This is a genomic window from Bifidobacterium vansinderenii, from assembly GCF_002234915.1.
GTDB classification, from domain to species: Bacteria; Actinomycetota; Actinomycetes; order Actinomycetales; family Bifidobacteriaceae; genus Galliscardovia; species Galliscardovia vansinderenii.
In genome coordinates this window covers 154,257-179,023 of record NZ_NEWD01000038.1, presented here as the reverse complement: position 1 = coordinate 179,023, position 24,767 = coordinate 154,257, and the positions used below count along the sequence as shown (strand labels likewise).

Here is a 24,767-nt window from a genome sequence, read left to right as displayed (position 1 = left end):
CTTACATATGACGCAGCCGCGGCTCCGCGCTGTCCTTGGCTCCGGTGATGCGGTAGCAGTCGAACACACCGTCGATCTTGCGCACGGCCGACAGTAGCGTGTTGAGATGCTGGGGGTCGGCCATCTCGAAGACGAACTGGCTGGTGGCCACGCGATCGTCGCCGGTGGAGATCGTGCCCGAGATGATGTTCACGCCGTGATCGGACAGCATACGGGTCACGTCGCTGAGCAGGTGCGGACGGTCGAGCGCCTCGACCTGGATCTTCACCAGGAACGTGCCGTTCGTGCTGTTCCACGCCACCTCGACGATGCGATCGCCCTGATGCTTCTTCAAATCGATGAGATTCTGGCAGTCCGCACGATGCACGGACACACCCTGGGCCTTGGTGATGAAGCCGACGATGGCGTCGCCCGGGACCGGCATGCAGCATTTGGCGAGCTTGACCCACACGTCGTTGACGCCCTTGACGGAGATGCCCGGCGTGCTGTCGACGTTGCGGACGCGCTGCAACGGCAGGGCCTCCTGCTCCACCTCGTCATCCACCTCGGCCGGACCGACGTCCTTGACCAGACGCGAAATGACGTTCTGAGTGGAGACCTGTCCCTCGCCGATGGCGGCGAACACCGCGTTGGGATCGGGGTAGTTGAGTTCCTCCGCCACGCCGATGAGCGCCTCGGGGGTCAGCAGCGCCGAGATGGGCATGTTGCGCTTGCGCATGGCGCGCGTCAGCTCGTCACGTCCCTCCTCGATGGCCTCGCTGCGGCGTTCCTTGCTGAACCACTGGCGAATCTTGTTTCGGGCCTTGGGACTCTTGACGAAGCTCAGCCAGTCGCGCGAAGGTCCTGCGGTATCCGACTTGGAAGTGAGGATCTCCACCGTGTCGCCGTTATCGAGCTTGGTGTCCAGCGGAACCAGGCGTCCGTTGACACGCGCGCCCATGGTGCGATGGCCGACCTCGGTATGCACCGCATAGGCGAAGTCCACCGGTGTCGCATCGGCGGGCAGGGAGACGATCTTGCCCTTCGGCGTGAAGACGTAGACCTCCGCGGAGCCAAGGTCCTGCTTGAGAGAGCCGAGGAATTCGTCGGAGTCGGGGGTCTCGCTGGTCCAATCGGCAAGCTGCTGGATCCACTTGAGATTGTCGGCCTCGGACAGCTCCTTGTATTCGTCGGTGCTTTCGCGCTTGCGGTCGGACTTGTCGGGGGACGACAGCGCACGGCCGGCCTGACCGTTCTCCTTGTACTTCCAATGGGCGGCGATGCCGAACTCCGCACGACGGTGCATGTCCCACGTACGGATCTGGATCTCCACCGGCTTGCCGCCAGGCCCCACCACGGTGGTGTGCAGACTCTGGTACATGTTGAGCTTCGGCATGGCGATGTAGTCCTTGAACCTTCCGGGAACAGGGTTCCATCGCGCATGCACGGCGCCAAGCGCAGCATAGCAGTCGCGGATCGAGTCGACGATGATGCGCACACCCACCAGATCGTAGATGTTCTCGAAATCATGACCGCGCACGATCATCTTCTGGTAGATGCTGAAGTAGTCCTTTGGCCGACCCGTCACGTACGCCTTGACGTTCTGCTTCTTCAGATCGGCATTGACCTCTTCGAGGATCTGCTTGAGATACACTTCGCGCTGGCCGGCGCGTCGGGCGACCAATACGACGATCTCGTTGTAGATCTTCGGATGGAGTACCTTGAAGCTCAGCTCCTCGAGCTCGGTCTTGATGGCGTTCATGCCCAGACGGTTCGCCAGCGGCGCATATACGTCGAGGGTCTCACGCGCCTTGCGCTGGGCGCTGGGCGTCTTGACGTAGCGCCAGGTACGGGCGTTATGCACGCGGTCGGCCAGCTTGACCACGAGTACGCGGACGTCACGGCTCATGGCCACCACCATCTTGCGGATGGTCTCCGCCTGTGCGGAGTCGCCGTAGTCCATCTTGCTCAGCTTGGTGACGCCGTCGACGAGACCCGCCACGGTGTCGCCAAACTCACGACGGCACTGATCGAGCGTGTAGTCGGTGTCCTCAACGGTGTCATGCAGCAGACCAGCGGCCACGACCAGCGGCCCCATGCCCAGATCGGCGAGGATCTGTGCCACGGCCAGAGGGTGGATGATGTACGGTTCGCCCGACTTGCGGCGCTGGGGCGCATGCTGGATCACCGCCCGGTCATAGGCACGCTGCAGGATCGACAGATCGTCGTCGGGATGGTGCAACTCGCACATCTGCCGGATGGGCAGCAGCGGGTTGAGCGGGTCGGCGCTGATCTCGCAGCCCAACTCGTGCGCGGAGATATCCTTGGGCTTGTCATTGCCTTGTTCGGCCATAATGCTCTCCTCTCCTACGCGGCTGTGGTGGTGCCCATTGTAATGAGTTTCCCCGCTAACCGTCGCATTCGCGCCCCGTTTTGCGGGGCGCGGCATTCGTCAGGAATTGATTCCCGTGGAACCGAATCCACGTCCGGCGCGATCGGATCCGGGAAGTCGCTCGGCCTCGATGAAACGCGCCTCGACATAGCGCTGGATGACCAGCTGGGCGATCCTGTCCCCCGGCTCGAAGACCACGGTGTGTTCGGGGTCGAGGTTGATCAGCGGGACCTTGATCTCGCCACGGTATCCGGCGTCGATCGTTCCGGGCGCGTTCAGCACGGTGACGCCCTGCTTGACCGCCAGTCCGGAACGGGGATGCACGAGCCCCACATATCCTGCGGGCAGTGCCATGGCCACACCTGTGGGCACCAAGGCGCGTTCGAACGGCTTGAGTTCTACCCGCTGCGTGGTCCGCAGGTCGGCGCCGGCGTCACCGCCGTGAGCATAGTGCAGATCGACGGGGGCGCCGGTCAGTGACTTGACGAGCACCTCCACGTTTTCGGGACCGTTGTATGTCTCGTCGTATGTCATGTCAGCCGGCGCACTCCTCGCAGACGGGATCGCCATCGTCGGTGGTGTAGGCCAGCTGGCTGCGGTGCTTGACCAGGAAGCATTCGGAGCAGACGAACTCGTCACCCTGCATCGGGATGACGGTCACGGACGAGTCCTCGTTGCTCAGATCGGCGCCGGGCAGCTCGTAGTCCTCGGCGATGGCGTTCTCATCGTCGTCGATGTCGCCGGCCTGATTCTGCCTCGAGCTCTTGCCCAGAGCCTCGATGGACTCCTCGTCCTCGTCCTTGCTTCTGGGGGTATCGTAATCCTGTGCCATGATGGGACTCCTTTCTATTCAAAAGACATTGGCGTCATGTTCTGCGCCATAGGATACACGATTTCAAATACCCGCAAAATTCCGACACGTGGGGCACAATAGATATATCAGTGATCTTTGTAGGAAGTCGGGTGCCTGTATGTCGAATGAAACGCTCAAGGTGGCGCATTTCGAACGTGTCGATAAAAACGGCGATCTGGTCTTTTCCATGGACGGTCATTCCTTCCTCGTGCGTATCGACGACCGTCTCGAACAAGGCATTCTCGCCAGCAAGCAGATCCGGGTGGAGCGTGGCGATGCGCCGGATCCGCAATCCAGCGCCACGATCCCCATCTCCATGATCCAGTCGATGATCCGCGCCGGCGCCAGCCCCAGCGAGGTGGCGAAGAACTATTCCGTAAGCGAAGTGCTGGTGCGGCGTTTCGCCCAGCCGGTGGAGACGGAGAAGAAGTACGCCATCAACCAGTTCTTCTCCGCTCCCGCCTCCACCACGTCACGTAGTCGCAGCGTGCTTGACGTGGTGGAGGCATCGCTGCGCGCGGCCCATATTCCCATGGACACGGTTCGCTGGTCGGCCACCCGCCACACCCGTGAACCATGGCGTATCCATGCGTCGTTCGAGACCGCGGGGCGTCTGATCAAGGCAGAGTGGGCGTGGGACATGCGTGACAATTCGGTCACGCCCATGAATACGACGGCGGGCATGCTGCTGAAGGCGAAGCGCTTCGAGCCGAACGGCGGAGAACCGGACGACTCCCATTCCGTTTTCGACCGTTCCCAGAATGACAAGAATTCAGTAAACGATGTCCACATTTCGGACAGCCACGGCGATTCTCCCCTGCCGGCAGGCGAGTCGCCGGACTCCCCCGTACCGTCATCCTCGACGATCACGACACCGGACGGTCATGACGACGGCGCGGGAGATCGAAAAGCCGACGGCACGAAGACCACCGGCGACTGGCTGTACGGAGACAAGACCGGCAAGGACGGACGAAACGCCCGGACTGAGGAATCGGCGCAGACCGACACCGACAAGAACGGCGACGGCGACAAGGTCTCCCCTCTGGTGTCCAACGCGCAGGGCGATGGCCACTCCGGAGACGAAGCGGCACCGGCCAAACCGCGTCGCAAGAGCCGACGTTCCGCGGTGCCTAGTTGGGATGAGATCCTGTTCGGTGAATAACGGCGCGGAAGACTCCTCCGGCAGAGGAGTCAGGCCACGTCGATCAACAGAGGAATGTCCATTTCCGCTGACGTCTGGGAACCATGCACGGACGGCAGCCTGGTCGCCTTGTCGGTCTGGATGCGCGAGTCGACGATGGTCGTCCGTCCCGCCGCGCTGACCAGCACGTCGCCGATCATCGGCAGCACGCGCGGCTCCACCTGTCCGTAGACGCCGTCGGCCACGGCCTCCTCACGAGTACGGACCAAGGCGGAGTCCCCGAGCCGTTCACGCCAGCGGGATGCCACCTCGTCCGCCGACTGGCCCGGTTCGAGATACAGCATGAGCGCACGGGGCTCCCCGCCCACTGTGCGTACGCCACGGGCCAGCACGGGTTCCTGCGCGATGTCGATGCGCTGAGCGGGATCCGTGGAGATCATGCCGTGATCGGCCGTGATGACGATCAGCGTCCCCTTGGGCACACTGCGGCTGAGCAGTCCCAGCTGGGCATCGATGCGTTCGAACGCGCCGATCCAACGGTCGGAGTCCCACCCGTAGTTGTGTCCGGTCTTGTCGGCGTCGCGAATGTACAGATAGGTCAGACCGGGGGTTCGCGCCGCCTTGGCCGCGGCAAGCACACGATCACGGGGAAGAACGTTGGAGATGTAGTCCGCGCCGCGGAACGCCGCTTGGGTGAGCGGCGACGAGGCGAACTTGGGCAGACCGGACGAGGTGACCCGCACTCCCCCTGCCGTCAGTCGCTCGAAGATCGTCGGCTGGCGTTGCAACTCCTGCGGTTCGGGAGCGTCCTTGAACTGGATGAGCTGGCAGATAGCGTCGGTCTGCACATTCAACTGGGTGTAGCCGGTCATGGCGGTCAGGCCGGGACAGGTGCCCGTGCCGAACGTGCTCATGGCGGCCACCGTGGTACTGGGATAGCAGGTGGAGATCGGCCTCGAGCAGGCGGAGTCGTCGAGCAGCGAGCGCAAATACGGGGCGTGGCCGCGGCGCATGGCCAGATTCCAGAAGCCAAGACCGTCGACCAGCACGATGACCGCGCTGGAGGCCTCGGGCAATCCGAGTTGTTCGCGGGCGAGTCCCGGATCGGCATGAATCGGTGTCGGCATGGGGCAGCCGATGGCTGCACTGATCGCCGGCAGCACCGTGCTCAGATGTCGGATTCCTCCACGACCCTGATCGTTTCGGTCATCGTATCGTACGGTCGGCTGCAGCCTCAGCAGCTCATTCGGGTCGGGCACTTCCACACTCATGCCTTCCATTGAACCACTGCTTCCCGTCAAGTCGTCGTAATATGGATGGTTGATTCACGTTCGCAAAGGAGTTCAAGCGTTGGCCACGAAGCACAAGACCAAGCCGTCGTTCGATCCTCGCACGGTGCGGGAGAACATCGTCGATACGCCACTTAACGAGGAGATGAGCCGTTCGTTCCTCGAATACGCGTATTCGGTGATCTACGCCCGTGCGCTGCCGGACGCGCGTGATGGTCTCAAGCCTGTGCAGCGGCGCATCATCTATCAGATGGGCGAGATGAACCTGACTCCGGACCGTTCGTATATGAAGTCGGCCCGTGTGGTGGGCGAGGTGATGGGCAAGCTCCATCCGCATGGCGACTCCGCGATCTACGAGGCCATGGTCCGTCTGGCCCAGCCGTTCGCCATGCGACTGCCTCTGGTCGACGGCCACGGCAATTTCGGTTCGCTCGACGACGGGCCGGCCGCCTCCCGATACACCGAGGCCCGTCTGGCTCCCGCGGCGTTGGGCATGAACGCCGACATCGACGAGGATACGGTGGGATTCCGCCCGAACTACGACAACAAGCTGCAGGAGCCCGAGGTGCTGCCGGCGGCCATTCCGAACCTGTTGGTCAACGGATCGTCCGGCATCGCGGTGGGCATGGCCACGAACATGGTTACCCACAACCTTGGCGAGGTGGTGGCCGCGGCCAAATATCTGATGGCGCATCCCGACGCGTCGGTGGACGATCTGATGCGGTATGTTCCCGGCCCGGATCTGCCGGGCGGAGGCATCATCATCGGCCGTGACGGCATTCGCGAGGCGTATGAGAACGGTCGAGGATCGTTCGTCACGCGCTCGGTGACGCATGTGGAGAACATCACGGCGCGCAAGAAGGGCATTGTGGTGACCGAGCTGCCGTTCATGGTGGGGCCGGAGAAGGTGCTGGAACGCATCTCCGAAGGGGTGAAGAGCAAGAAGCTCGAGGGCATCACCGGTGCCATCGATCTGACCGACCGGCACAACGGCACGCGTCTGGTGATCGAGGTGAAGACCGGCTTCAATCCGGAGGCCGTGCTCGCCCAGCTGTTCAAGCACACTCCGCTGCAGGATTCGTTCACGATCAACAATGTGGCGCTTGTCGACGGCCGACCGCACACCATGGGGCTCAGGGAGCTGCTGCAGGTGTGGATCGACCATCGACGTTCCGTGGTCCGCCGCCGCAGCGCCTATCGCAAGCGCAAGGCCGAGGAGCGCCTGCATCTGGTGGAGGGCCTGCTGCTGGCCCTGATCGACATCGACGAGGTCATTCAGGTGATCCGAGGATCCGAGGACGCCGATGCCGCCAAGACCCGTCTGATGGCGGTGTTCGAGCTCGACGACATTCAGGCGCAGTACATCCTTGATCTGCGTCTGCGCCGACTGACCCGCATGAGCCGTATCGAACTGGAGGCGGAACGTGATGACCTCCGCCGCCGCATCGAAGAACTTGACGAGATCCTCGGCTCCGATGAGCGACTGGATCGTGTGGTGACCGATGAGATGGACCAGGCCGTAGCCAAGTGGGGTACTCCCCGACGCACGGTGCTGCTGGATGCCGCACCCAGTGGCGAACTCTCCCCCGTGCACAGCGAGGCCGCAACGCTCTCCGCCGGGCATGCCGCCGATACCGAGGCCGCCATCAACGGAGCCAAGGGTATGGCACGCGCGACTCAGGCGGCGCAACAGGCTGCCCAGGCAGCCCAGCACGGCGTCGCTTCGCTGACGATCAGCGAGGAGCCCTGCTCCGTGCTGCTTTCCGCATCCGGGCTGATCGCCCGCAGCGGCGAAAGCGCGCTCGACGCGCTGGCGGCACGTGGCCCGCATACGGCCCGCGGCGCGAACGACGAGATCGTTTCGGAGTTCCGCACCACCACCACGTCCCGTTATGGTCTGGTGACCTCGGCCGGTCGTTTCGTGCTGGCGCATGTGTCGGATCTGCCGGCATTGCCCGCGACCGCCGAGCCGAACGTTTCGGGAGGCGTGGCCGCCGACGAACTGCTGACGATGACGGAAAGCACCGAGCCGATCGCGGGTGAGCACGTGATCGCCGCCGTGGCGCTGGATGACGACCGTCCGTTGGCGATCGGCACGCGCGGCGGCGTGATCAAGCGGTGGAATCGGGAGTCCCCCACCACAATGGATTCGTGGAGCGTCATCGACCTCAAGGATGGCGACGTCGCACTCGCCGCGGCTCCGGCAGCCGATGAGGATCGTCTGGTATTCGTGTCCACGGATTCCTCTCTGCTGACCTTCGACGCGGGCAATGTGCGCGCCCAGGGGCGCAATTCCGCCGGCATGGCTGGTATCAGGCTCGCCGAGGGCTGCCAGGTGGCCGCGTTTGCGGTCGTTCCCGCCGGGCGTCTTGCGTGGACGGAGTCTGAAACCGAAAGCGGCGAAGTCCTGTATTCGGGCGCCGTGGTGCTTACGGTCGCCGGCGACTCCGAGGCGCTGGAGGGTACGGAGAACGGCAGCGCGAAGATCACGCCTTTGGAACTGTACCCGACCAAGGGACGCGGCACCGGCGGCGTGAGATCCCAGCGTTTCCTCAAGGGGCAGGATACGCTGCTGCTCGCGCGAGTGGGCGCGTGGCCGCTGTTCGCCTCGGCCGCATCCGGGGCTCCGGTCGCGCTGCCGTCGCCGGATATGCGCCGCGACGGATCCGGAGTGGACCTGGACTCCCCCATCGCCATCGTCGCCTGACTCCGTCGGGGACCATAATTCGCAGGGGCGGAAGTCATGGATAGATCTTCAGCCCCTGCGGCGAGGGAGCGAATCCCGCGGCATGCATGATCTGCCAGAACGGATTTCCCCGCGTCAGAGGCATGCCGTTGACGTCGCAGAACAACGTCGTCGAACGGGAACGATCACGCAACGCATAGGCCAGTTCGCCGAACGCGCGGCGCAGCAGATCGTCGTCATACGCCGTGTCCGTCGTTCCGGTTGCCGAGAATACGACCAGATGATGGCTTCGCGGCGTGGCATACAGCACTGCCCGGCCGGCCGATGTCACGACCACGGCCCCTTCACGACGCGTCGGACGCAGTATCGTATGCGATTCGACGTCGATCGACATGTTGTCGGGCATGGGAGCCGGATCGGGCCATGGGATCGCAGCGCCGAACAGGCAGGCCGGATCAAGCGCATCCATCGCGATGACGGACACAGACTCATTACCAGCCCCGCGTCCGCATCCATCGGCGTCAGCCGCCGCGGAGCGCAAGGCATCCACGGCATCCCGTCGAGCGAACTGCGCGGCGCCGAAACCTTCCACGAACATGCCTCGGATCACGTCGCCGCGGTCCTCCATGCGGCGCAGCACCGGATAGATTCCGGAAAATCCTCCGGCGAGTCCGATCATTTCGACCAGTGGCGCACTGACCACGCCGTACCGGTCCAGCAGGCTCTCCGTCACGTCCACGACCCGGCGCGTGGCGATCGCGTCGCCGTCGGAATCCGATTCGCTGGGCAAGCCCCCGTGATCCTTCGACAACGGAAACGTCAGCGACCATAATCCGGCGAGTTCGGTATCCAGCACGGTCGGTCGTGACCGTTCCGAAAGACCGCGTCTGACGGCTCCCACGGACCGCCGACCGCGAGACGTTCTCCGGTTCGGCGACCTCTTCCCCCCGAGAGCCAGACGAACCGGCGTGAACGAACTGCAGGTGATCCCGCCGTTCCACATCAGCGCTCTCATACGTGTCAGGAACACCGAATCCGGAACATCGTCGGGCTTCAGTTGGCGGGCATACCAGGAGCCGCCGGACCGCATAGCCTCGGGTACGTCCGAAACATTACCGCTCAACACGTTGTCTTGTGATAATGGCGAGTCCGAAACATACCAGGCGATGGTCCTGCCGGAGCCTCTTCCTGCACCGCCGACGGCGGAACCCACCCAGAACACGTCGCCGGATGCCAGCAGGTCGTCGAGCATGCCGGCATGGTAATCGTGCACACGGGACGGGAATACCGTCGTCTCCCACATGGCCGCCGGAAGCGCCACGCCTTCCAGCATTCCGATGACGTCGAACAGGCCGTCAACCCCCTCATATCGCTGTCCGCCGACCGACTGCGGCCCCAGACGATCCACCAGAAACGCCTGATATGCGAAGGCCGATACCGGCCGCACAGCCGCCCGCGCCTTGTCAAGGGACCGGCGGCGAAGGATGCGGAACACCTTCGGATGGAGCCAGCGCGTTGTCGTATCCGTCCCGAAACCGCCGCGCAGCAGACGTCCTTCGCGGGCGAGGTAGTTGAGCTCGGCCCGGGTCTGCCCTTCATGCAGCCCGAATCGTTCGGCGATGGCTTCGACGGTGAACGGGCCGTGCGTACCGGCGTAGCGCAGGATCAGATCGTCGGGGTTCTCGTCCAACCGACGCGCGTCGTCGGGGGCGGCCCAGTAGGTGATCCCGCGTATGGGCAAAGCAACGGCCCTGCATTCCTGGCTGAGCCGTTCGACATACTCCCCCGCCGACTGTCCGTCCCGCAGTCTCGCGGCGATGTCGTTCACGGAAAGCGGGCCCAGAAGACGCAGCAGATCGGCGACTCCTTCCATGCCGTGTTTGCGCCGGTCATCGGCCAGACACTGCAGCTCGGCCTCGGTCCGTTCGATCACCTGTGCGTCAAGCGGCAGACTCGTCTCCGCACCGTCATCGCCCAGCAGTCCCGCGAGTAGCTCGGGATCCAAGGCAAGCGTGGCGGCGGCACGTTCGGCTTGCGGCACGTCGTACTGGTACATGTAGGCGCCGGTGTAGCCGAACAGCAGCGACCGGGCGAACGGCGACGGGGTAATGGTCTGCGCGCTTGCCACGGCGATGCGACCGTTCGCGAGCGCGGTCATCATGCGACGGAGCGCGGCCATGTCGTAGACGTCCTGCAGACATTCGCGCGCGGTTTCGAGGATGAGGGGGAACCCGGGTATGGCCGAGGCCGCGGTCTGCAGCTGTGCGGCTCGCAGCCGCTGCTGCCATAGGGGCACGCGTCGCGTGGGGTTCATGCGCGGCATGAACAGCGATCGTGCGGCGTTTTCCCGGAATCGTGCGGCGAACAGGGCCGTTTCGGCGATGTGCCGTCGAACGTTTTGCTCAAGCTCGTCCGGTTCGAAGACGATCAGGCTTTTCCATGGCAATGCCTCGCTGGTGTCCGGCACGCGCAGCACGATGCCGTCGTCGGCGGCCATGGTCTGGCCTTCGTATCCGTATTGCTCCCTGAGCCGCATATCGATGCCCATGGCCCATGGTTCGTGGATTCTCCGCCCGTATGGCGAATGGATGATCACCCGCCAGTCGCCGTCCTCGTCCTGGCATCGCTCGATGACGAGTGTGCGGTCGTCGGGGATGCGTCCGGTGGCGGCCTGCTGTTCGGCGAGCAGATGGGAGAGTTCGTCGATTCCCTGTTCGTCGAGTCCATCGTTGCGGAGTCGACGGAGTATGGGGCCGACGAATCGGCTGTCATGGTCGAGCCCGGCGGTCAGTTCACGGGTGACGCGTCCTATGGTTTCGCCGCTGTCGGCGTCTCGCCCCGGCCCGTCTCCGTGCCAGAACGGCAGTCGTGCGGTCTGCCCAGGGGCGGGGGTGACGATGACACGGTCGTGAGTGATTTCCCGGATGCGCCAGGTGGAGGTGCCTAGGGTGATCACGTCGCCGATGCGGGATTCGTAGACCATTTCCTCGTCGAGTTCGCCGACGCGTTTGGCCCCTCTGCCGGCGGATTCGTCGGCGAGGACCACGCTGTAGGTTCCCCTGTCGGGGATGGTGCCGCCGCATGTGACGGCGAGGCGTTGCGCCCCCGGTCTGGCGCTGATGGCGCCGGTGCGCCGGTCCCAGACGAGTGCGGGGCGGAAGACGGAGAATTCCTCGCCGCTGTACTGGCCCGACATCATGCCGATTGTCGCGTCGTAGGCGTTCTCGTCCAAATGACGGTATGGGGCGGCCCGACGGACGACCCGGTACCAGTCGTCGTGGTCGAGCTGTCCCATGGCGGCCGCAGCCACGGTCTGCTGCGCGAGGACGTCCAACGGATTGGCGGGTATGGTCAGCGATTCGATGTGTCCGTCCCGCATGGCCTCGGCGGTGGCTGCGGTGATGAGGATCTGCTCTCGGGTGAGCGGGTAGAACCATGCGTGCGAGATGCCGTTGACCCGGTGGTCGGCGCGTCCCGCACGCTGGAGTGCGCTGGATACGGAGAACGGCGGGGATATTTGGATGACCAGGTCGACCGTTCCCATGTCGATGCCGAGCTCGAGGCTGCTGGTGGCCACCACGCATTTGAGGAGTCCGGCCTTGAGATCGGCCTCCACCTGGTGTCGTCGTTCCTTGGAGACGGATCCGTGGTGGGCCATGGCGATGATGTCGTCCGGCGCATGGCCATGCACCAGCATGGTACTGGATCCCGCCACGGCATCGTAATGGTCGCGGTTGCGATAGCGCAGCGGTTGGAGGCCGTGGATTCGTTCGGCGTACAGGTCGTTAAGTCTGGCCGTGAGCTTTTCGCACAGTCCTCTTGAGTTGACGAATACGAGCGTGGTGCGGTGGGCAAGGATGTCGTTGAGAATGGACCGTTCGACCCTAGGCCATATCGATCCGTGATCATCATCGTCGCCCGACATTGACGGAACCGTGATGTCGCGCATCTCGTCGGCGGGATTGATGATCCGCAATGCGAATGACGGGCTATCCCGCGGGGCGATGACGGACACGTCGCGTGCGCCGGCGAGGAATTCAGCCGCCGTGTCGAGCGGTCGTACCGTAGCGCTCAGTCCGATGCGCTGGAATTCTCCCGCCAGCAGGACGAGCCGTTCCAGACTGAGCGTCAGGTGGACGCCGCGCTTGGTGCCCGCCAGCGCGTGGATCTCGTCGACGATCACCGTGTCCACGGTGGTGAGGATGCGTCTGGCCTTCGAGGTGAGCAGCAGGTACAGGGATTCCGGCGTGGTGACGAGGATGTCAGGCGGATGGGATGCGATGGCTCGCCGTTCCTTGGGGGTGGAGTCGCCGCTGCGCATGCCCACGGTGATCCGCGGCGCGCGACCATGCGCCTGTTCGAAACGTTCGGCAATACCGTCCAATGGACGGCGGAGGTTCTTGGCCACGTCGGCGCCCAGTGCCTTGAGTGGTGAGATGTAGAGGATGCGTACGCCGCGGCGTGACGCGGCCGACGATGAGGCACCGACCGCGGCGTTTCCCGGTTCGCTCTCCTGCCGAATCAACGTGTCGATGGCGGAGAGAAACGCGGCAAGGGTCTTTCCCGATCCCGTCGGCGCGGTGACCAGCACGTTGTCACCGGAGTGGATGGCATTCCATGCCTGTTGCTGCACGACGGTCGGCGAGCCAAAGGCATGAGTGAACCAGTCCCGTGTCTCAGGGGTGAGCCAGTCCGGACATGTGGGGTCGTTCATGCCTCCGATTTTTGCCTTCCGCGCCGACATGCGCCGGCGGGCAACGGACGGCGTGCACTCAGATGATCCGTACGGTTCCGCGACGGATCAGTTCCGGCGGCAGCGTGACGTGACGGAAATCGTCCGAACCGGAATGATCGATGCGATCGAGCATGATCATCGCCGATTCATGGGCGAGCCATCCGATCTTCTGTCCGATCGTGGTCAGCGGATTGCCGAATCCGAACCGTTCGGCGATGCCGTCGTAACCGATCACCGAAAGATCGGCGGGAACGGCAAGGCCACGCTCGTGCATGCGCTGCATCAGTCCCATGGCCATCAGATCGTTGCAGCAGAACACCGCAGTGGCGCCTGATTCCAGCACGGCGTCAGCGGCGTCATAGCCGCCCTCGAATCGGTAGTCGCCCTCCACCACGGCCACGGGATCCTCTGCTATGGCGTTGCGCAACGCCTCCAGGAAGCCGTCACGGCGCTCGTAGGCATTGCCGATGCGAGTGTCGCCGGACACGCAGGCGATACGTCGATGACCGCATTCCAACAGGAACTGTGCGGCCATTCGCCCCCCGGCCCGGTTGTCGATGCCCACGCCATCGCACCAGTCGAGATCGATCAGGCGATCCACGAACAATACCGGGCATCGGCATTCGGATACGTCCGATCGCAGGGCGTCGACGTTCGCGCAGGACTCCCCGGCCGCGATGAGGAACATGCCGTCGACGCCTCGCGCGGAGAGCCGCCGGATAATCTCCGATTCCGCCATTCGGGAATCGGATGTGTTGGCGATGATCAGCGAGTATCCGGCCTGCCGGCATTCGTCTTCGATCCGTTTCGCCAGCGCGGCGAAGAACAGATTCTGAACATCCGGCATGATGAGGGCCAGCAGCATGGACCGTTGGGTGACCAGAGTGCGCGCCACCTGATTGGGCACGTAGTGTAGGCGCTCGGCCGCGTCAAGGATGATTCTGCGGCGTTCCTCGGAGACGCGCGACGGGCGGTTGTTGAGCACCAGCGATACCGCCGTGACCGACACCCCCGCCGCAGCCGCGACGTCTCGGATCGTCGTTCGTTTGCTCATCGGTCAGGCGCCGAACAGCTCGCGAATCTGACGCACGTCGCCGTAGGAGGCCTGTGCGCCGGCGCCGGTGGCCGCATAGGCAGACACATAGGACGCGACCTGCGCCGCACGTCCCAAGGTCAGGCCCGCGGCCAGACCGGCCAGAATGGTGCCCATGAACGAATCGCCACAGCCCGTGGTGTCAACGGCGTCCACGCGTACCGGGCTGATGCGTTCCACCTGATCGCCGTCGACGACCACGCTGCCGTCACCGCCGAGCGTGATCACGGCCTGTTCGTATCCGAAATCGTGCAGCGTCGAGGCGATCGCGGTCCAATCGACGCCGTCCCAGTCCCCGTCCTCCGGCTCGCTCAGACCCAGCAGCTGGCTCATCTCATGCTCGTTGACCAGCAGGATGTCGGAGTTGGCGATCAGCTCGGCAGGCAGCTTCGGGATGAACGGGGAGTCGTTGACCAGCACCTTGACACCGGCCTCGTGAGCGATCTTCGCGCTTTCGATCACCGCCGGCAGGGGGCTTTCCAGGCACAATCCCAGCACAGCGGCATTGGTGATGACGGAGGCGTGGTCGCGGATGTAGTCGACGTCCACCTGCGCGTTGGATCCCGGCGAGTAGACGATCGTGTTCTCGCCGTGCGAGTCCACGGTGATGACGGTGGTGCCACTGGGACCGGGAACATGCAGCACGTCGGACACGTCAACGCCGGCCTTCCTCAGCTCGCCGAGCAGGAACTCGGCATTGGAGTCCTGTCCAACGGCGCCGAGCAGTCGCACCTTGGCGCCGATCTTCGCCGCGGACGCGGCCTGATTGCCTGATTTGCCGCCGGGCAGCACCCGCAGCGGTCCGGCGTTCACCGTCTCGCCCGGCTGGGGAAGACGCTCGGTGGTCACGGTGTAGTCGGCGTTCATCGAGCCCACCACGGCGATGCCCGCATCCGCCGAGGCAAAGGATTCGAGCAGAGAGAACACTTCGGCCCGATCGATCGTTCCAGTCATATGACAACTCCTTCGTTGAGGCCGAGGTCATGCTCTCGGCGCATTCGTCTTCATTGCAACGTCGGTTGACCGTCTTCGCAAAAAGACTGTCCTCTCATATGGTAAAACGTTAAACTACTTTTGACAAGCGGCTTCATCGCAATCACTCACCAGTTCCTCGTACGCTCCCGTCTCGCATTCGATCAGCGCGATCGCCATCCGCCGGGACCGAGCATCGTCGGACACCCGGTGCAGGACCACGCAGGCCAGTCCCTCGCACAGATCACGGAACAGACGCTGCCTCGATTCGGACTCCTCCTCGCTGCAGTACAGCAGCGACTCCACACCAGGGTCATAGCGGTCGATCAGCAGTTTCGGCATCATGGCAAAGCCGTCTTCCTTCACGATCGTCATCGCCTCACGCAGCTGCTCCACACCGCGGTCGAACATCCTGCGATCACGATCCTCGAATCCCACGATCAGGTCGGAAGCCAATGCGGATCCCAGCAGCGAAATGGCAAGGTTGCGCAGCATCACCGGATTCTGCCACAGCGGCATGTCCCGGCGATTGTCGTCGCGGTTGCCGGCAGACAGCAGCACGTCCCGCGAGCGCGGGGTCTCCTTGTTCCACAGATGTTCGTATGCTTCGACCAACCGTTCGCCGTCACGCAGATATCGCGCACCGACAGCGGTGAATCCGTGATCATCGTTCCCGTCCACCGTCTCCGCGCCATTCCGGTGATCGTCATCCCAACGCCCGACCTGGTCCATCAGATCCTCCTCGTAGGCGACCACGCGACGGTACCGGTAGTCGGGAACCGCGCCCATGCCGTCCACGCCGGCGTCGTCACGCAGCATGCTCATGCCGATGCCGGGATCGGTGAGCATCATACGGGCGATGGACAGGCTCCTCGGTTCGCGCTCACCCCATTTGAGCATGGTGAACGCGCCGAGCCGATGGGTCTCGCGGACGAACTGCCAGACGTCCTCTTTGCGCTGTTTCTTGGAGCCATAGCGCTTTCGGCCTTTTGCCATGCCTCGGATGGCGAGCTCACGCGGTGTAAGGATGCGGATGCATTTCGGCATGCGATCGGACGGTTCCCCCGTGTAGGCCGCGAGCGTGGACGCGTTCATCAGATCGTACAGCCATACCGGCAGTCCGTACCGACGCACCACCGATGCGGATCCCTGCAGGAACCGGCGGCATTCATCCATCAGCGTCACGTCGAAGCATGCGGCCGCCGAGAACAGGTCCATGGACCATCCCGTATTGGTGAATACCTCGTGCGCCAGCACGTACAGGCGGTGGTCGAGCGGTTCGGGGTTGACGCCGTCGTTCTCATATACCCTGCGCTGCGATTCGCGCGAGGTCAGTTCGTCGAACCGTCGCTCGAGCTTGTTGATCGTCTGCAGAAAGCCCGTGGTATCCATGTTGAAATTCGTGGACATGATCACCCTTCTTTGCGCACCATTGTCCCCTGCCGGACCTTCCGGAAGGCCTGTGCAAGGCACACTATGGCACGCGGGCGAATCGTCCGCCACCGGCCGATGCGAAAATGTGGATAAGTGGAGCAACTCGAAAGTTATCCACATTTTTGCATGGCGCATCGGCCGGCGAAGACATGGCCGCGAATCGTCAGGCGTCGATGTTGGACCTGTCGAAGTCGTCGGCGTTGTCCACGATGAACTTCTTGCGCGGAGGCACCTCGCCGCCCATGAGCAGATCGAAGATGTCCGCGGCCTGGGCGGCGTCCTCCATGCGGATGCGACGCAGCATGCGCGTGCGCGGGTCCATGGTGGTGTCGGCCAGCTGGTCGGCGTCCATCTCGCCCAGACCCTTGTAACGCTGGATGTCCTCGTCGAAGCCGATGCGATCCCGCCTGAGCTGCGCTACTCTGGAGGCCAGTTCGTCGTCGGAATACGTGTAGATGTATTCGCCCTTGCGCTTGCCTGTCAACGCGATGCGATGCAGCGGCGGCACGGCGGCGTACACGTGACCGGCCTCGATGAGCGGACGCATGTACCGGTAGAACAGGGTGAGCAGCAGGATGCGGATATGCGCGCCGTCCACATCGGCATCGGTCATCATGATGACCTTGTTGTACCGAGCTTGGGAGATGTCGAACGTGGCGCCCGAACCGGCGCCGACCACCTGAATGATCGCACCGCATTCCTTGTTGGCCAGCATCTGGGACACCGACGCCTTCTGCACGTTGAGGATCTTGCCGCGGATGGGCAGCAGCGCCTGAAAACCGGAATTGCGGGCGGCCTTGGCGGTGCCGAGCGCGGAGTCACCCTCCACGATGAACAGTTCGGCGATGTCGTCGTTGCCGGGCTGGCAGTCGGACAGCTTGGACGGCATGGATGCGGATTCGAGGGCGTTCTTGCGCCGCGTGACCTCCTTGGTCTTGCGTGCCTGGATACGGGCGTGCATTTCGCCGACGATCTTCTCCAGCACACGGGAGGATGGCTCCTTGTATCCCCGCTTGGAGCCGGTGATCATCTCGCCGAACTGCTTGTCGGTGAGACGGGTGACGATCGGCTTGACCTGTGCCGTGCCGAGCACATCCTTGGTCTGTCCCTGGAACTGTGGTTCGGCGATGCGCACGGTGACCACGGCCACGAGTCCGGTGGTCACGTCGTCGCGCTCGATCTTGGTGCCGGAATCCTTGAGGTTCACCTTGAGACGGCGTGCGTTGGCCTCCACAGTCTTGCGAACCTGGCGGGTTACCGCGTTGAGGAAGCCGTCCACGTGCATGCCGCCGCCGGGCGTCTCCACCACGTTGACGAAGCTGCGGATCGTGGTGTCGTAGTTGTTGGTCCAACGCAGGGCGATGTCCACGCCGCAGGTGCGTTCCACCATCTGGGCGTGCAGGTCACCGCCGGGACCCACCACCTGGGTCTCCTCCTCGTAGGTGCCTTCGCCGGAGATGTGCCAGATGCCGCACACCGGCTCGCCCTTGGACAGGAAGTCAACGTAATCCACCACGCCGCCGGTGTGGCAGAACTCCTCCACACGGGCATGTCCGGCGCGTTCCGCAACAGTCGCCGCGGCGGGAATGCCGTCCTCGGAAGACGCCTCGTCTGCGGGCTGATCGGCCTCTGACTGCTCGGCGACGGCAGCCTCCGTGCTCTGCTCCCGGTCCGGAAGCATCATCTCGTCCGTTTCACGAAGATCGTCGATGGATTCGTCGCCCGTTTCGGGCACGTTCTCGTCGACCACGGTGATCGACAGGCCCGGCACCAGGAAACTGGTCTGTCGCACACGGTCGATCAGCTGATCGTAGCTGAACTTGGCCGTGCTGTTGAAGATCTCAGGATCCGCCCAGTAACGGATGCGGGTACCGGTGACGTTCGCCTCCACCGTGCCGACCTCACGCAATTCCGTGGGGGAACGCTTACGGGTCTTCTTGAACGGGGAGTCCGGGGAGGGATGCGCGGGATCCGCGTCGGTGTACACGCCGGGATGGCCCTGACGGAACTCCATGCGGTAGGTCTTGCCGTTGCGGTCCACCTCCACGTCGAGCCTGGAGCTCAGCGCGTTGACCACGGAGGATCCCACGCCGTGCAGGCCGCCGACCGCATTGTATGAGGAGTTACCGAACTTCGCGCCGGCGTGCAACTTGGTAAGCACCACCTCCACGCCACTCAGACCGGTCTTGGGCTCCTTGTCGACGGGAATGCCTCGGCCGTTGTCCGCCACCGTGATCGAACCGTCGGCGTGCAGCGTCACGACGATCCTGGTGCAGAAGCCGGCGAGCGCCTCATCCACCGCGTTGTCGATGATCTCCCACAGGCAGTGCATAAGGCCCTGGGAATCGGTGGTTCCGATGTACATGCCGGGACGCTTGCGAACCGCGTCCAGTCCTTCGAGAACCGCCAGATCCTTCGCGCCGTATTCTTCCTTCTGCGCCGCCATGGCCCTCCTTCGCTAACGCAATTTCTGTATTGTGACGCCGGCCACGCTACCGTGCACCGGCATGGAAACGCTCCCCCGCGCGGGCGAGGGAGCGAATGGTCGGGAACAGTCGTCGATCACTGATCGAGGAAGTCCCTCAGGGTCTGGGAACGGGACGGGTGGCGCAGCTTCGACATCGTCTTGGATTCGATCTGGCGGATGCGCTCGCGGGTGACGCCGTACACGCGGCCGATGTCGTCCAGGGTCTTGGGCTGTCCATCCTCCAGACCGTAGCGCATCTTGATCACGCCAGCCTCACGCGGGGACAGGGTTTCCAGCACCTGCTTGAACTGTTCCTGCAGGAGGGAGAACGCGACCGCATCGGACGGGGCGATGGCGTCGGTGTCCTCGATCAGGTCGCCGAACTCAGAATCGCCGTCCTCGCCCAGCGGGGTGTGCAGCGAGATGGGCTCGCGGCCGTACTTTTGGACCTCCTGCACCTTCTCGACCGGCATGTCGAGCTCGCGCGCCAGCTCGTCGGGCGTGGGCTCACGGCCGAGATCCTGCAGCATCTGACGCTGCACGCGGGAGAGCTTGTTGATGACCTCCACCATGTGCACGGGCACGCGGATGGTGCGGGCCTGATCGGCCATCGCTCGGGTGATGGCCTGGCGGATCCACCAGGTGGCGTAGGTCGAGAACTTGAAGCCCTTCTTCCAGTCGAACTTCTCCACGGCGCGGATCAGACCGAGGTTGCCCTCCTGGATCAGATCCAGGAACAGCATGCCTCGTCCGGTGTAGCGCTTGGCCAAGGAGACCACAAGTCGCAGGTTGGCCTCCAGCAGGTGGTCCTTGGCCTTGCGGCCGTCGTTCGCGGCCCACTTGAGCTCACGCTTGCGCTTGAAGTCGAGATCGTCCTCGGTGTCAAGCAGATGCTGCGCGTACAGGCCGGCCTCGATGCGTTCGGACAGATCGACCTCCTGCTCGGCGTTCAGCAGGCTGACACGGCCGATCTGCTTGAGGTAGTCCTTGACCGGGTCCGCAGTGGCTCCCGTGGCGATCACGCGACGCTTCGGATTGCCCGAAGGGGTGTAGTTGTCGTCGTCGTCCAGATCGGTGACGACGAACGCGCCCTTCTCCTTGGGCTGTTCCGGGGGCTTGGGCTTCTCTTCCTCCTCTTCGGAGTCGTCGCCCGAGTTCTCCTCGTCGTCGTCCGTCTCCTCGACGTCGTCCTCGCCGTCGACGTCCTCGACGTCGTTCTCGTCGAAGTCCTCGTCGTCGATGTCCTCGACGTCGTCCAGCAGGTCGTCGCCCTCCAGCAGATCGTCGTTCTGCTTGATCGGCTCCTGCTCGGCCTTCTTGGCGGCGCTCTTGCGAGTCCTCGCCGTCTTTGCGGCACCTGACGTCTTCCTGGTACGGGTCGTCTTCCGTGTTGCCTTCTCGGTGGCCAAACTTGTCCTCCTGGTTCGTCCTGTCGGCGTCTCCTATAGCATGAAGACACACTTATGGCAAGAGCAAATTGTCAACTAATAGAGTGAACCACGTTCCAAGGACGATTATTCCCGATCATTCCCGGATATCGGCTTGGATCCATGCCGGATGGATGTCGCGCTGCACGACGCCGAGCAGGATCGACGCCATCATGCACGAGTCGTCCACGTACAGCGCCCGCAGCGAGCAGGCCAGCGATTGTTCGTCGCGCCCGACCCACCACAGCAGGTAGGCGAGCGCCGACAGGGGCTGCGCGCCGTAGTCTTCCGGAGCGATCGTGATCATATGCGCGAGCGCATCGATGCTGCGCTGGCAGCGTCGGGGATCGGGGACGAGGGAGGCGTCTTCGAATCCACGGGTCAGCGTGTTGCACACCAGCGTCGAGCTGGATTCCGAATGGGGATTCGTCACCAGCGAAAGCAGATCGTCCCTTGTCACGCCCTCCATCGGCGCGAGGATGATCGCATCGCGCATGGCCAGGGTTTCGTTCATGCCGACGCACAGTCTCATCAGGGAATCCGGGGAGACGTCGTCCTGTCCTTCGGAAATCCACCGGTGCCATTCGTCGAACGGCTCGCGGAACCAGTCGGCGTCCGCCTGCCGTATTCCCTGACTTCTGCGATTGGCGCGGAATCGTTTCCGCAGTCCGGCCATCGTTTTGTCATCCATGCGCATCGCATCGCGCCCCTCCGCGGTGGCGTACGCTCCTTCCAGGGGCCTGAGCCCCACCTCGATTGTCATTTGACCGCCTCCTTGCGTTCGTGGCCCTGATTCGAGCCCATCTTTTTTGCCGTCCTTCACCCTGTTCCCACTATGACGACCGCTCACCGCGCATGCCTAGGGGCGAACGTCAATGTGGTCGAATGGGGACCCCGCCCGGATTTTCACCGTTTGTCAACACCGTTTCGATAGGCTGGTCATTATGACTGCTCAGGCTTTCTCGCATACCATCGGCAACGACATCGAATCCCGTATCGGCGAACTGATCACACGGCATTGCTCCCCCACCGACCGGTCCCTTTCCGGTCTTGACTGCGAGCTGCTGTATGACGAGGTCGTGCGTCAGGCGTGCGTGTCCAGTGAGGGCGGCAAGCGTCTGCGGGCACGGCTGCTCCTCGCGTTCTATGATGTGCTGACCGCGCGGAATCCCGACGACGTGGCACGAGGAGGGGCTCTGGACCTCGCCTGCGCCATCGAAGTGTTCCAGACCGCGGCGCTGGTGCACGACGACATCATCGATGAGGCTGATGTGCGCCGCGGCAAGCCCTCCGCGCATAAGGCGCTGGCGTCTCTGGCGGCCGCACGCTACGCAGGCTCCACTGAGAGGTCCGCGGCCGCGCTGGGATCCGGACTGGGCATCATGCTCGGTGATCTGCTGGCTACCGCCAGCGTGGACATCGTCAATGAGGCGACCTCCATTCTGCCGAACTATGAACGCATCATGTCGGGATTCCTGACCATGCACCGCGAGGTGGAGATCGGTCAGGTGCTCGATCTTGCCGCGGAGCACCTGTCTCTGGACGATCCCGACGAGCTGGCGAAGAACTCCCTGGCCGTGTTTCGTTGGAAGACCGCCAGCTACACCACCATCGCGCCGATTCGTCTGGCACTGCTCGCCGCCGGCGTCGATGAACGGAACGCATCCGATACAGCGGAGGCGATCGGCGTGCCGTTGGGTCTGGCGTTCCAGCTGGCCGACGATCTGCTTGATGTGATCTCGAATCCGGAGGTGACTGGCAAACCCGTGGGCGGAGACATCCGTGAAGGCAAGCGCACGGTGCTGCTGGCGGACGCGCTATCCGATGCGGACCATGAGCAGGCCGACTATCTTAAGCGGGCTTTCACCGCCCCTGCACGCGACGCCGCAACCGTGGATCGTGTCATCGCCCTGTTCTCCGGCACCGGCGCGGTGTCCCGCTCCAAGGAACGTATCGCTTCACTGTGGCGTCAGACGCAGAACGCGTTGGACGACGCACGGTCGACCCTCGATCTGGACGATGCCGATCTGGCCGCACTGCACGACGTGTGCTCACGGTTCATCCCCGCGGATATCCGCGATTGACGGCTCCGATTGCGCGGAACGCCGGATCAGGCCGACGCCAACGACGATTCTAGGATTGAAAGCATGAACGAAGTGACGGAAAGCCCTGTGGGCCGCATGATCGATGGCCGGTATCAGGTGACGCGCAGGATTGCCGAAGGCGGCATGGCCACCGTGTACGAGGCGACCGACGTGAAGCTGGGGCGCACGGTGGCGATCAAGGTTATGCACGTCCAGCTGGCGCAGGGACCGCATCGCGAGCAGTTCGTGCAACGGTTCCAGAGGGAGGCCCGTTCCGCGGCAGCCATCGCCAATCCGCATATCGTGCAGATCTATGACACCGGGGAGTTCGAAGGGCTCGACTATCTGGTCATGGAGTACGTGCATGGCGTGAATCTGCGGTATGAGATGAACCGTCAACGGGTGCTTTCCGTCCGCGAGACCCTGCGCATCGTCGGCGAGGTGCTTGATGGCTTGGCATCGGCCCATGCCGCGGGCGTGGTGCATCGCGACATCAAGCCGGAGAACATTCTGCTCAACGATCGGGGCAGGGTGCAGATCACGGATTTCGGCCTGGCGAAGGCCGCGTCTCAGGCGACGCTCGCCACCACGGGCATGCTGCTGGGCACGGCCGCCTATCTGGCTCCCGAGATGATCGAGGACAATCAGGCTCTTCCCCAGGGAGATCTGTATTCGGTGGGCATCATGGCGGGGGAGATGCTGACGGGCGAGGTGCCGTTCGCCTCCGACAATCCCGTAACCATGGTGTTCAAGCATGTGCATGAGGACGTGCCGGAACTGACCATCAGCCATCCCGGCATGCCGAAGCGTGTATCTGGTTTCATCGCGCATCTGACGGCCCGTCATGTGGAGGATCGTCCCGCCGACGCGGCGGCCGCGCTGCGGGAGCTGCACGCACTGACGCCGACGCTGACACCGGACGAACTGTCATACAGGACCATGGGCACGGACGGCATTCAGCCCACCAGTGTCCTGCCGTCGGAAGCGGTTCCCGCTCCCCCGTCGCAGTCGGGACCGGACTCACGCTCCGAAGCCACCGCCGGGGACGGCACCGCCTCCTCCGATGGAACCGCCACCGAGATCATTGACCCATCCGGACAGGCCGGCGACGCGCCGAACGACAAGCGGGCGAACCGAACAAAAAGGACAGCCATCATCGTCGGCGCGGTTCTGGCATTGGCCGCGGTGATCGGCGGCGGCTGCGCATGGTGGTACTTCCTTGGCCCCGGCAGCTACTGGACGGTGCCGTCCGCCACGGACGTAACCTGCAAGGAGGGGCAGTCGTGCACGCTCAAGGGCGCCGACTTCACCGATTATGAACGCGCGCTGAAAGTCGCCGGCATCCCGTACACGGTCACCCGACAGTACAGCGACGATGTGGCACGGGGAGATATCGTCTCCTCGGATCCGACGAACGTCGGCGACCGGGTGAGCAAACGCAACGGCGCCACGATGACGCTGATCGTGTCCGAAGGCGTGCGCAAGGCCACCATACCCGACGACATCACCGACGCATCGAGCGACAATGGCAAACAGCCGTTGAAGACCTTGAAGAATCTCGGATTCGACAACGTGACCCATGATGAATCACAGGACCAGTATTCGCTGGACGTGCCCGAAGGCGCACTGCTCAGCATCGACCCCCAGCCCGGCACCACGCTTAAGCACAATGAGCCCATCACCGTGACCCTGTCCAAGGGGCCGATGCCGGTGAGCATGCCGAACATCGTCGGGGAAACGAAGGAAGATGCGCTTTCCTCGCTGAACGAGGCGAAACTCAAGGTGACCACGTCCGAAATGTATTCGGACACCGTGGAGGCCGGCAAGGTCATCTCCGCATCGGTGAAGTCCGGCACGCAGATGCACTGGGGAGACCCGGTGAACGTCGTGGTGTCCAAGGGCCCCGAAATGGTTACGATCCCCGACGTACGCGGCAAGAGCGAGAGCGAGGCCAAACAGACGCTGGAGGCCCTGGGCCTGAAGGTGGAGATCACCGCACCGCTCGGCGATCTGACGCAGACCGTGCGGCTGCAGGATCCCGCACCGGGCCAGCAGGTGCGTCTGCGCGACACGAAGGGCAATGCCACCACGGTGACGCTCACCGTGGTGTGACTCGTTTCGTGTGGGCGCGGGACATATCGTCGCCGCATTGATTGCCCGAACGAAAAATGCGGGAGACCCAAACCGTGGGATCTCCCGCATTTGACTTTCACCG

The 24,767-nt window shown here is 63.7% G+C and carries 15 protein-coding genes; 4 read left to right on the top strand and 11 right to left on the bottom strand.

The window, feature by feature from the left end:
• Position 1: 1 nt before the first annotated feature.
• From Tam10B_RS11610 to Tam10B_RS11600, 3 genes are all read right to left on the bottom strand, one after another.
• Positions 2-2,332, bottom strand: coding sequence for a RelA/SpoT family protein (locus Tam10B_RS11610; protein WP_093961391.1), 2,331 nt, complete (start codon positions 2,330-2,332; stop codon positions 2-4).
• Between the two features lie 99 nt (positions 2,333-2,431).
• Entirely contained in the window at positions 2,432-2,905 is a 474-nt protein-coding gene (dut, locus tag Tam10B_RS11605) for a dUTP diphosphatase (RefSeq protein ID WP_093961390.1), read from the bottom strand.
• A gap of 1 nt (position 2,906) precedes the next feature.
• Positions 2,907-3,203, bottom strand: coding sequence for a DUF4193 domain-containing protein (locus Tam10B_RS11600; RefSeq protein WP_093961389.1), 297 nt, complete (start codon positions 3,201-3,203; stop codon positions 2,907-2,909).
• 139 nt (positions 3,204-3,342) lie between these two features.
• Between Tam10B_RS11600 and sepH the strand changes: the two genes are divergently transcribed.
• Positions 3,343-4,386, top strand: coding sequence for a septation protein SepH (sepH, locus tag Tam10B_RS11595; RefSeq protein ID WP_093961388.1), 1,044 nt, complete (start codon positions 3,343-3,345; stop codon positions 4,384-4,386).
• A gap of 29 nt (positions 4,387-4,415) precedes the next feature.
• Here sepH and Tam10B_RS11590 read toward each other — a convergent pair whose 3' ends face one another.
• Positions 4,416-5,636, bottom strand: coding sequence for an alkaline phosphatase family protein (locus Tam10B_RS11590; RefSeq protein ID WP_093961387.1), 1,221 nt, complete (start codon positions 5,634-5,636; stop codon positions 4,416-4,418).
• A gap of 79 nt (positions 5,637-5,715) precedes the next feature.
• On the opposite strand from Tam10B_RS11590, the gene Tam10B_RS11585 reads away from it, so the two are divergent.
• On the top strand, positions 5,716-8,361 hold the full coding sequence (locus Tam10B_RS11585; RefSeq protein WP_233133709.1) for a DNA gyrase/topoisomerase IV subunit A: 2,646 nt from the start codon (positions 5,716-5,718) through the stop codon (positions 8,359-8,361).
• A gap of 34 nt (positions 8,362-8,395) precedes the next feature.
• Here the strand turns inward: Tam10B_RS11585 and Tam10B_RS11580 are convergent, their stop codons facing one another.
• The 7 genes from Tam10B_RS11580 to Tam10B_RS11550 form a co-directional block, all read right to left on the bottom strand.
• Entirely contained in the window at positions 8,396-13,054 is a 4,659-nt protein-coding gene (locus Tam10B_RS11580) for an ATP-dependent helicase (RefSeq protein WP_093961386.1), read from the bottom strand.
• A 58-nt stretch (positions 13,055-13,112) separates the two neighbouring features.
• Positions 13,113-14,129 carry a LacI family DNA-binding transcriptional regulator gene (locus Tam10B_RS11575; RefSeq protein ID WP_093961385.1) on the bottom strand — a complete coding sequence of 339 codons (1,017 nt, stop codon included), beginning with the start codon at positions 14,127-14,129 and terminating at the stop codon, positions 13,113-13,115.
• A 3-nt stretch (positions 14,130-14,132) separates the two neighbouring features.
• The gene (locus tag Tam10B_RS11570) at positions 14,133-15,122 is read right to left on the bottom strand and encodes a ribokinase (protein WP_093961384.1); all 990 of its coding nucleotides are present in this window, start codon (positions 15,120-15,122) and stop codon (positions 14,133-14,135) included.
• Positions 15,123-15,236: 114 nt separating this feature from the next.
• The gene (locus Tam10B_RS11565) at positions 15,237-16,550 is read right to left on the bottom strand and encodes a hypothetical protein (protein WP_093961383.1); all 1,314 of its coding nucleotides are present in this window, start codon (positions 16,548-16,550) and stop codon (positions 15,237-15,239) included.
• 187 nt (positions 16,551-16,737) lie between these two features.
• Positions 16,738-19,020, bottom strand: a complete 2,283-nt coding sequence (locus tag Tam10B_RS11560) for a DNA gyrase/topoisomerase IV subunit B (RefSeq protein ID WP_093961382.1) — start codon at positions 19,018-19,020, stop codon at positions 16,738-16,740.
• A gap of 116 nt (positions 19,021-19,136) precedes the next feature.
• On the bottom strand, positions 19,137-20,450 hold the full coding sequence (locus Tam10B_RS11555; RefSeq protein ID WP_093961381.1) for an RNA polymerase sigma factor: 1,314 nt from the start codon (positions 20,448-20,450) through the stop codon (positions 19,137-19,139).
• A gap of 115 nt (positions 20,451-20,565) precedes the next feature.
• The gene (locus Tam10B_RS11550) at positions 20,566-21,231 is read right to left on the bottom strand and encodes a DUF4192 family protein (protein ID WP_093961380.1); all 666 of its coding nucleotides are present in this window, start codon (positions 21,229-21,231) and stop codon (positions 20,566-20,568) included.
• A 181-nt stretch (positions 21,232-21,412) separates the two neighbouring features.
• Between Tam10B_RS11550 and Tam10B_RS11545 the strand changes: the two genes are divergently transcribed.
• Positions 21,413-22,552, top strand: a complete 1,140-nt coding sequence (locus Tam10B_RS11545) for a polyprenyl synthetase family protein (protein ID WP_093961379.1) — start codon at positions 21,413-21,415, stop codon at positions 22,550-22,552.
• A gap of 63 nt (positions 22,553-22,615) precedes the next feature.
• Complete coding sequence (locus Tam10B_RS11540; RefSeq protein WP_093961378.1) at positions 22,616-24,664, top strand: protein kinase domain-containing protein; 2,049 nt, start codon at positions 22,616-22,618, stop codon at positions 24,662-24,664.
• Positions 24,665-24,767 lie beyond the last annotated feature (103 nt).

Coding starts and splice junctions, on each gene's coding strand:
- Tam10B_RS11580 (WP_093961386.1), bottom strand. CDS start 13,054: ATGAACGACCCCACATGTCCGGACTGGCTCACCCCTGAGACACGGGAC.
- Tam10B_RS11575 (WP_093961385.1), bottom strand. CDS start 14,129: ATGAGCAAACGAACGACGATCCGAGACGTCGCGGCTGCGGCGGGGGTG.
- Tam10B_RS11590 (WP_093961387.1), bottom strand. CDS start 5,636: ATGAGTGTGGAAGTGCCCGACCCGAATGAGCTGCTGAGGCTGCAGCCG.
- sepH (WP_093961388.1), top strand. CDS start 3,343: ATGTCGAATGAAACGCTCAAGGTGGCGCATTTCGAACGTGTCGATAAA.
- Tam10B_RS11550 (WP_093961380.1), bottom strand. CDS start 21,231: ATGACAATCGAGGTGGGGCTCAGGCCCCTGGAAGGAGCGTACGCCACC.
- Tam10B_RS11600 (WP_093961389.1), bottom strand. CDS start 3,203: ATGGCACAGGATTACGATACCCCCAGAAGCAAGGACGAGGACGAGGAG.
- Tam10B_RS11545 (WP_093961379.1), top strand. CDS start 21,413: ATGACTGCTCAGGCTTTCTCGCATACCATCGGCAACGACATCGAATCC.
- dut (WP_093961390.1), bottom strand. CDS start 2,905: ATGACATACGACGAGACATACAACGGTCCCGAAAACGTGGAGGTGCTC.
- Tam10B_RS11565 (WP_093961383.1), bottom strand. CDS start 16,550: ATGTCCACGAATTTCAACATGGATACCACGGGCTTTCTGCAGACGATC.
- Tam10B_RS11570 (WP_093961384.1), bottom strand. CDS start 15,122: ATGACTGGAACGATCGATCGGGCCGAAGTGTTCTCTCTGCTCGAATCC.
- Tam10B_RS11540 (WP_093961378.1), top strand. CDS start 22,616: ATGAACGAAGTGACGGAAAGCCCTGTGGGCCGCATGATCGATGGCCGG.
- Tam10B_RS11610 (WP_093961391.1), bottom strand. CDS start 2,332: ATGGCCGAACAAGGCAATGACAAGCCCAAGGATATCTCCGCGCACGAG.
- Tam10B_RS11560 (WP_093961382.1), bottom strand. CDS start 19,020: ATGGCGGCGCAGAAGGAAGAATACGGCGCGAAGGATCTGGCGGTTCTC.